Below are 7,916 nucleotides of genomic sequence, written 5' to 3' on the forward strand. Positions count from 1 at the left end.
GATGGTGCCAGGAGAGTTCAGAACGGTCACCCCGTGCTTCGCGGCAAGCCCACTTCTGGGCCGGACCTGTCCTTCATACCCCAAGGGCAAGGCGAGGAGGATCCCTGTGGGTATCGTCGCCCTGCCTCCAGGAGGAATGCACACATCCTCATTCACGGCTGCTGCAAGGTCCAGCCCCGACGAGCCCTCAGTCATATAACGCGGCAGGTCGACTCCTGTCACGTTTCTCACCACGCGGACGTGGACGACGTCGTGAAACATGTTCGCCTCTCGAGATCAGAACTATAGTCTTGATTCCTATATGAGATTCTGCCCGATCTCCCGAAGTCCTCCGGGTGCTTCGAAATATACCGCAAATCCCGTGCCTGGGCAATGCCGAGACCCTAAGCTGAAACTTCACAGCTCAGGCCGATCTCCCATTCCCCACCATTATGCCCCCTATTTACTTGAAGGACACTGGCACGCTCTCTCGAAATTCGCACTCAGCTGCGCTGCGGCATTCGACACAGAATCTCGGAACAGCCCGGAAGGGGGGAACCAGATGCAGCCAAACACAACTGTTACCGCTCTCGTCGTCCTACTCTACCTGGCAAGCTCCGTGACAGGAATACGTGGCAACAAGAACGGCTCCTCGGCTCCCACGCCTCCGGGCGTCCACACTACTACACCCACCCCCCAGAGACAGACGAATACACCCAAGGACATGGCAGGCCGCAGCGCGGCCACTAGAGAACAAGCCAATGTCAGGACAGGGCCGGGCACTCAGTACCCGCGCTCAACCCAGCTTGCCCCGGGAACCCAAGTACGGATTCAGAGCGAGGTCAACGGATGGTACCAGGTGCAGTTGCCTACCAAGGCCTACGGGTGGATCCACGGCTCTCTTCTGAATGTGCAGTCCGCTTCTGGATCTCAGTCTGGATCCGGACGGGACGTAGTAGGATACTACATCGTCAATTACCCCGGAGACCGCTCCTCGTACAACGCATTGCACGCCTACTCTAACGCGATCACAACTGTAGTGCCGTTCTCGTACTCGGTGGACCGCAACGGGAACGTATCAGGCGAGCACTTCGCTGACGCAAGGCAAATCGCACAGGCCAGGGGACTGTCCAACCTTGCTCTCGTTCACAATATCGACGGTGGGTCCTTCAGTAAGACAGAGATCAGCGCGATGCTGAACAGCAAGGCCGCGCGAGCCCGGGCAATCTCGGGGATCCGCCGGATACTCGAAACCCACAAGTATGACGGGGTCAACATAGACTTCGAGAACGTGCCTCCGGCGGACAGAGCAGCCCTTACACTGTTCATGAAGGAACTCCGGGTGGAACTCGTGCCCCGCGGTTACCGGGTCACGATGTCGGTTCCAGCGAAGCACAAGGACAACCCCACTGCTGCCTGGGTCGGAGCTTTTGACTACTACGAACTCGGCAAACAAGTCGACCAGCTGATGCTGATGACGTACGACGAGCATACCTCCGGAACCGCCCCGGGACCAGTTGCATCGCTCCCGTGGGTTGAGAAGGTGATCCGATACGCCATAACCCAAGTTCCCAGGAACAAGATCCTTCTGGGACTGGCAGGGTACGGCTATGACTGGAATACGCAGACCAACAAAGCCCGGAGTGTAACCTACTCACAGGCTATATCGCTCGCTGGAAGGCATGGGGTGAAGATCCAGTGGGATGACCGCTCTCAAACCCCCTACTTCAAGTACACGTCGGACGGCGTCCGGCGCGAGGTGTGGTTCGAGAGCGCAGACAGCCTGCGGGTCAAGCTGAAACTGGTGCAGCAGTACAACCTCGGAGGTATCGCGCTGTGGCGCCTCGGCCTCGAGGACCAAGCCTACTGGGATCTGATAGAACGGGAACTGCTCCGTTAGGGGCGCGAATGCAGTGCCTCCCCGAGCTTGAGAAGGTCCGAGACGGTCATGAAACGGTAACCCTTCCGTTCGAGCCGGCTGATGATGTTCGGCAACGCGGCTGCGGTGGGCTCCGTGGGATGGGCCAGTATGATGGCTCCAGGCGCGATCCTGTTCTCCACCCTTTGCAGGATCACCTCCGGTTTCGGTCTCTCCCAGTCTATGGTGTCGACCGTCCACATCACTGTGGTATAACCGAGCTTCGCCGCCGTCGAGGCGATCCTCTGGTTCACCTCCCCGTATGGCGGGGCAAAGAGCGTGGTCCTGATCCCTGTCAACTCGCGAATCAGGATCTCGTTCTTCTCTATCAATGCGACGATGTCGGGCTCGCCGAGTCTCTCGACGTGCGGATGGTCGTAACCGTGGTTCCCGATCTCGTGGCCAAGTCTTGCGATCTCCCAGACTAGGTCGGGGAACTTCGTCGCCCAGGTTCCGGTCAGAAAGAAGGTCGCTGTCACCTTGGCCTTCGCAAGCTCGGAGAGGAGAGCCGGGACGTACTCCTCTCCCCAGGCCACATTGAAAGCGAGGGCGCAGGCTTTCTCGCTGGTTTGCACACCATACACTGGCTTGAGCATGGCGGCTGTCACGGAGGGCGGCACCTCGCGTGTCACGAGGGAGACTCGAGACCCGCGGGGTGCCGCCATGACATCTCTCACGGTCGCGTCGACATCGAGGGTGATCCCGGCCTCCTCCGGGATGATCTCTCCTGTCTCCGAGTGATAGAGCGCCTCCCTCGGCCGCCTCTCGACACTCGCCACCAGGCCCAGCACCACTTCGCGAACCTCGTCGGGGAGAAGTCCTCCGACATTCGTTCCCGCCACCGTCACTCCCCGCGCGGCGCCAATCGAGACCCTGCGAAGCCTCGGCAGTCCTGCCGCGGCACACGCCGCGACCAGGGTCAGGACGACTGCGAGGATGCAGAGCCAGATCGTGCGGCGCCTTATCGTGATCACGAACACTCGGTTCCCCCCCTTTCCGTCTCGGACCGCCCCAGAGGCTTGGGCTCGGCCTGTGGGGCCGTTGGAGGGGTCTTGCGATGAGCAGGCCTTTGCTCACCGGTATTGCGGTCTACGTAGTAATCACCGGAGAGAAGCAGTTCTGAGACGGGCATAGCCCGGTATCCGCCAGCAGCAAGATCCCGGAGTATCATGTCGAGTGCGCGGACTGTGTTCTTGCCCGCATTGTGGAACAGTATGATCGCGCCGTTGTGCAGCCGGCTCATGATCCGCTTGTGAATCTGCTCTGCCGCCAAGTTCTCCCAGTCCAGCGAGTCTATGCTCCACTGGATGGTCTTGCATCCGCACTCCATGGCCACTGTGATCAGTCTGTTGTTGTAGTCCCCGAACGGCGGCCTGAACAAGGTCGGCCTCACCCCGGTGAGCTTGGCGATGGCATCCTGCGTCTTTTGGATCTCGGTGCGGATCTGTTCCTCAGACAGCGCGCTCATGTGTGGGTGAGTCCAGGAATGGTTGCCTATCTCGTGTCCCCTTGCCGCGATGAGTTTCACTTTGTCAGGGTAGGATTCGATCCAGTGGCCTGCCAGAAAGAATGTGGTCTTGACGCCGTACCGGTCTAGCAGATCCAAGAGTGCCTCGGTCTGGTCATCTCCCCAGGTGGCGTCGAGCGTGATCGACACCACGCGCTCGTCGCGGGCCACCCGGTAAATTGGAACCAGCCTTCCCGACACGGTTGCGAGGACCGTCCGCCCCATCCCAACCATGGCCGAGGCAAAGCAGGTCACAAGGATGGTCATAGTGACCACAAGAAACAAGAATGTCCGCCGGTTCGCAAGTACTAACAAGACCACGGGCCCCTCCCCCCCGAGACTTCTTCTGCCCGTAGTACATATGCACGGGTTTCCCCTCTAGACTAGGCCCCGCATTCTGCAAGCCAGGTTTGGACCGCCCTGGCAACTTCGGCCGTGGGGCCGAACTCCCGGGCGCACCTGGGGAGGGCCTCCAAAAAGGACCGGCCGTAAGGCCTCGTCGCAAGTCTGGAGTCAAGAATCACTACTGCGCCCCGGTCATGAGAGGTTCGGATGAGCCTTCCAAAGCCCTGCTTGAACTTGAGCACAGCTGCGGGAAGACTGTATCTTGCGAACGGGTTACCACCCGCACCCTCAATCTCCTCAAGCTTGGCCTGGATCACGGGGTCGGTGGGAACTCCGAAAGGCAACCTCGTAATGATCACACAGGACAGAGCTTCCCCGGGGACATCAACGCCTTCCCAGAAACTGTCAGTGCCCAACAGCACTGATCCGACATCCTTTCGAAACTGCTCAAGCAGAGAGTGACGCGGGGCATCTCCCTGCTTGAGCAGACGGAAGCCAAGGTTTCGAGCAACCGGCTGCAGGGCGCGCGATGCAACCTCCATGAACTTGTAGGATGTGAAGAGAGCAAACGCCCGGCCCTTGGACGCGCGGATGATCTCGCCGAGGGCAGCCGTGGCGGCCTCCGGGTAGCCTGGACTGTCGGGAGGTGGGATGTCAGTGGTCACACAGAGAAGGGCCTGTCGCATGAAATCGAAGGGTGAGGGCACGACAAGCTCTCTGACGGTCTCGGATGGCACCCGGGACAGGCCCAGGTCCTCCCCGACGAACTCGAAACTGGACCCCACCGCCAAGGTGGCGGAAGTGAAAACCGTTGCGTCCTGGGGCTCGATGAGGAAGGCCGCCATCTGCTCCGAGACTGACAGAGGGGTCGCGACGATCCGGACACCACCCTTCCTTCCTCGCGCCTCTGCCCAGTAGACGTGTCCTGGAGTGTCAGCCCTGATCACAAACCTGGTGGAATCGGCCATCCCCGACAGCCTGTTGGAGAAGGCCCCAAGCTCCAAGGCGCTAGACCGAAAATCCTCATCTTCTTCAAGGGAAACCCTTTCTGACAAGGAGCGGACGTCGCGAGCGAGATCATCCAGGGCAGCACAGAACCTCTCATGCGCGGGCCACACATGGCGGTCCCAGGCGTCTTCGGACTTGACGTCGGCGGTTATGCGCAGGACGCGGTCCTGGCCATCCTGAGTGCCCCGGCCTTGCATGAGGTCTCCCACAGTCTCAAAGAACACCTCCCCGGCTTCCCTCGCTCTGAGCACACCCGGGATCACATCCATGTCAATGGCATCCATGAGGGCGTCGGTTGTATTCCTGTCCATCCAGTCCGCGGACAAGACCCGCCCTCTGAGCGAAACCAGGGCGCCAAGCTCGGTGGTCCCTCTCTCGCCCCTCGGCCTCTCCCTCCGGAAGATGGCGTTCGTGAGCCTTACGAGACTTGCGCGGGAGACGGACCGGCCGAAGTACTCCTGGGCAACCCCGGCTGCGTTGTGCGCTTCGTCCAGGATTGCTGCGCTGTAGCGTGGGAGGACCGCCCTTTCGGCCTCCGCGCCCCGCTCACGCCGGATGGAGATGTCTGCGAAAAGCAGGTGGTGGTTGGTGACCAGGATCTCGGCGCCTTCCATCGCGCGCCTGGCCCGGTGGAAGTGACACGAAGAGAACCGCTGACAGTGGGATCGCAGGCACATGTCCCCGTCTGAGCAGACTAGGTCCCAGACATCCGGATCCGGTTCCCATGCGAGTTCAGATCGGTCGCCAGTCTCGGTCTCCATGGACCACGCCACCAGAGCGGCGAAGGCTTCCCTCTGATCAGCGCCGACCATGTGATCCTGGCCCGAGAGAGTTCGGTCCAGCTTGCGCAGGCACAAGTAGTTGGACCTCCCCTTGACCAGCACGGCACGGATGGGTTCTCCCATTACCCGAGCAAGAGTCGGGATGTCCTTGTACACAAGTTGTTCCTGAAGGTTGATGGTGTTGGTGGACACAACCACCCGCTTCGAGTTGCGCCGGGCCCACAATAGCGCGGGGACGAGGTAGGCTAGTGATTTGCCTGTACCTGTCCCCGCCTCGACAATGAGACAGGCGGAGTCAGAAAGCGCGGCCCCGACTGCTTTGGCCATCCTGACCTGGCCTTCCCTCCGCTCGTATCCCCCGAACGACCGGGCAAACGGGCCAGTGCTGGAGAAGAGGTGGTCTATGTCCGCAGGGTCTACGACTATGCAACCGCGATCGTTGGACAGCGGGTCCGTGACAGACCTCAGACGCTCGACCGCGTTATCTATGATCCAAAACCCGATACCTCGTTTGGCGAGGGCGGAGGCAGCAGCGATATCCGCGTCGGACGGCATGAGGTTCCCGGAGGGGTGGTTATGTATCACCACTTGCCCCCGGATGAGGGTGGGATCGACGACAGGAGCGGCACCCATGTTGCCACAGGCCAACACGGAGACTTCTTCGACTATGAAATCCCGGTCGAGCCGTCCGACAGCGAACACCTCACACCCCTGCGCCTCCGAGATCGCCTCCCTGAGATCGATGATAGCGCCGGGGGAGATGTAGTTGTGGATGAGCCCTGAAGGTTCCGAGGCCTTCAACGGGCACCCACCGCCTGGGCAGCAGACTCGCCGCGTCTGCACGACCTGAGGCTCGCGAGATCGCGTTCCTGGTCACGTGGGTCGTCCACAGGAGTCTCCAGGATGAACGGGAGACTGGCTAGTTCAACACGGGCGAGCAGGACTCGAAACCCAGCAAGCCCGATGAACCCCAGTCCTATGTGCTCGTGCCTATCCTTTCCCGAACCCAGCTTGCCCTTGGAGTCATTGGCGTGGACGACCTTGAGTCTGGCGAGGCCAATCGTCTGGTCTATCTCCCCGATGGTTCTGTCCAGTCCGCGGTCAGTGCTCACATCGTACCCGGCCCCGTAAGCGTGGCAGGTATCGAGGCAGAACCCCAGCCCGTCGCCAACGCGCGCGGCATCGATTATCCGGCGAAGGTCAGCAAAGGACGCTCCGATCTCAGTACCTACCCCTGCCATGTTCTCGAGGCAGAGCGTCGTCTGCGCGTTCGTCTGCTCGAAAGCGAGGTCTATGGCCCTGGCTACGCGCTGGATCCCGGGGTCTATTCCGGACCCAAGATGGTGGCCTGGGTGCATGACCACGTACTCGGCCCCCAGCGCATCAGCTCGGGAGAGCTCCTCGGCCAGGGCGGCGACTGAGAGCTCATAGATATCTGGCTTCGGCGAGGCAGCATTGATGAGGTAGTTCACGTGTATCACGCAAGGAGATACCCCGTGCGCCGAGAGAGTCTCTCGAAAGGCTGAGACGTCATCAGGTTCCATAGGTTTGGAGCGGAGGCTCCGTGGGTTCCTCGAGAAAACCTGCAGCACATCGCAGCCGAGCTCGACAGCCCTCGCCGCTGCAGACGCAAACCCGCCGCTTATGGAAAGGTGAATCCCGAACTTCTGGGCCATTCAGTCGTCCTCCTCCGCACACCGTGCACCCGGGTCCGGGTTCAGAGTTCGATGAGGAGGTGGAGTTTCCCTTCGGACCACACCACCTTGGATTCGGGAAGGCCCTTATGTCTCCGCTCTGCCCAGTTCGTCCAGGAACCGGAGAACCCGGTTGCCGTCAATGATCGACCCGAAAGACCTGAACTCGGATAGGAGTGTGAGCGCGGCCAGGGCAAATAAGGCTGCAAGCCGCGGTGTGAGCGGAAGATGCACAAGTGACAGCCCCAAGGATGCTCCAAGAGGATTCGCCCCGGTATCTCCCAGCATGGCGCGTTCGCGCAGGTCGCGAGGAGCGAACGCCACCGCCGACCCGAAAACCGCCGCAGCCTCGGCAGGAGGAAACCATCTCAGGAAGACGTACCCGGAGGTGACCGTCAGAACGTGGAGCAGGGCATAGGCTTTAATCGCCCTGCCCGGGCGCCTGTCAAGCAAGTTCACGAAGTTCGCGGCAAGTGCGATCATGATGGCGTCGAGCACGAACGTCACCCAGTGCCTTCCCAGCAGTGCCGCCCCTGCCAGGGATACAGCTCCCCCCATCACAACCTTGAACATGCCAGACGTCAAAGCCCTGTCCCGTATGGCAGCCGTCAGGTGGCCTGAGAACCCTGACCGCGAATGGTCGCCAAGGACGTCGTCGACGAACCCCACAAACCCAAAGCCTA

At 60.9% G+C, this 7,916-nt stretch carries 7 protein-coding genes; 1 reads left to right on the forward strand and 6 read right to left on the reverse strand.

Annotation, left to right across the window (positions count from 1 at the left end):
• Window positions 1-261: dUTP diphosphatase (locus tag NUW23_08935; GenBank protein MCR4426295.1), on the reverse strand; the 261-nt coding region annotated here is incomplete at its 3' end.
• Window positions 262-541: 280 nt separating this feature from the next.
• Between NUW23_08935 and NUW23_08940 the strand changes: the two genes are divergently transcribed.
• Window positions 542-1,879: a glycosyl hydrolase family 18 protein gene (locus tag NUW23_08940; protein ID MCR4426296.1), complete on the forward strand. Its 1,338-nt coding sequence runs from the start codon at window positions 542-544 to the stop codon at window positions 1,877-1,879.
• Here NUW23_08940 and NUW23_08945 read toward each other — a convergent pair.
• From NUW23_08945 to NUW23_08965, 5 genes are all read right to left on the reverse strand, one after another.
• A complete protein-coding gene (locus NUW23_08945; GenBank protein MCR4426297.1) occupies window positions 1,876-2,877 on the reverse strand; it encodes a polysaccharide deacetylase family protein in 1,002 nt (333 codons plus the stop codon). The genes NUW23_08940 and NUW23_08945 overlap by 4 nt on opposite strands.
• Window positions 2,868-3,725, reverse strand: coding sequence for a polysaccharide deacetylase family protein (locus NUW23_08950; protein MCR4426298.1), 858 nt, complete (start codon window positions 3,723-3,725; stop codon window positions 2,868-2,870). Before NUW23_08950 ends, NUW23_08945 begins: the two co-directional genes overlap by 10 nt.
• A gap of 62 nt (window positions 3,726-3,787) precedes the next feature.
• Complete coding sequence (locus NUW23_08955) at window positions 3,788-6,340, reverse strand: helicase (GenBank protein MCR4426299.1); 2,553 nt, start codon at window positions 6,338-6,340, stop codon at window positions 3,788-3,790.
• On the reverse strand, window positions 6,337-7,215 hold the full coding sequence (locus NUW23_08960) for a deoxyribonuclease IV (GenBank protein ID MCR4426300.1): 879 nt from the start codon (window positions 7,213-7,215) through the stop codon (window positions 6,337-6,339). The genes NUW23_08955 and NUW23_08960 overlap by 4 nt, the downstream gene beginning before the upstream one ends.
• A 105-nt stretch (window positions 7,216-7,320) precedes the next feature.
• Window positions 7,321-7,916, reverse strand: a 596-nt coding sequence (locus tag NUW23_08965) for a hypothetical protein (protein MCR4426301.1), incomplete at its 5' end; no start/stop codon positions are given.

The sequence above is a fragment of the Bacillota bacterium genome, from assembly GCA_024655925.1.
Taxonomy (GTDB): Bacteria; Bacillota; DTU025; order DTU025; family JANLFS01; genus JANLFS01.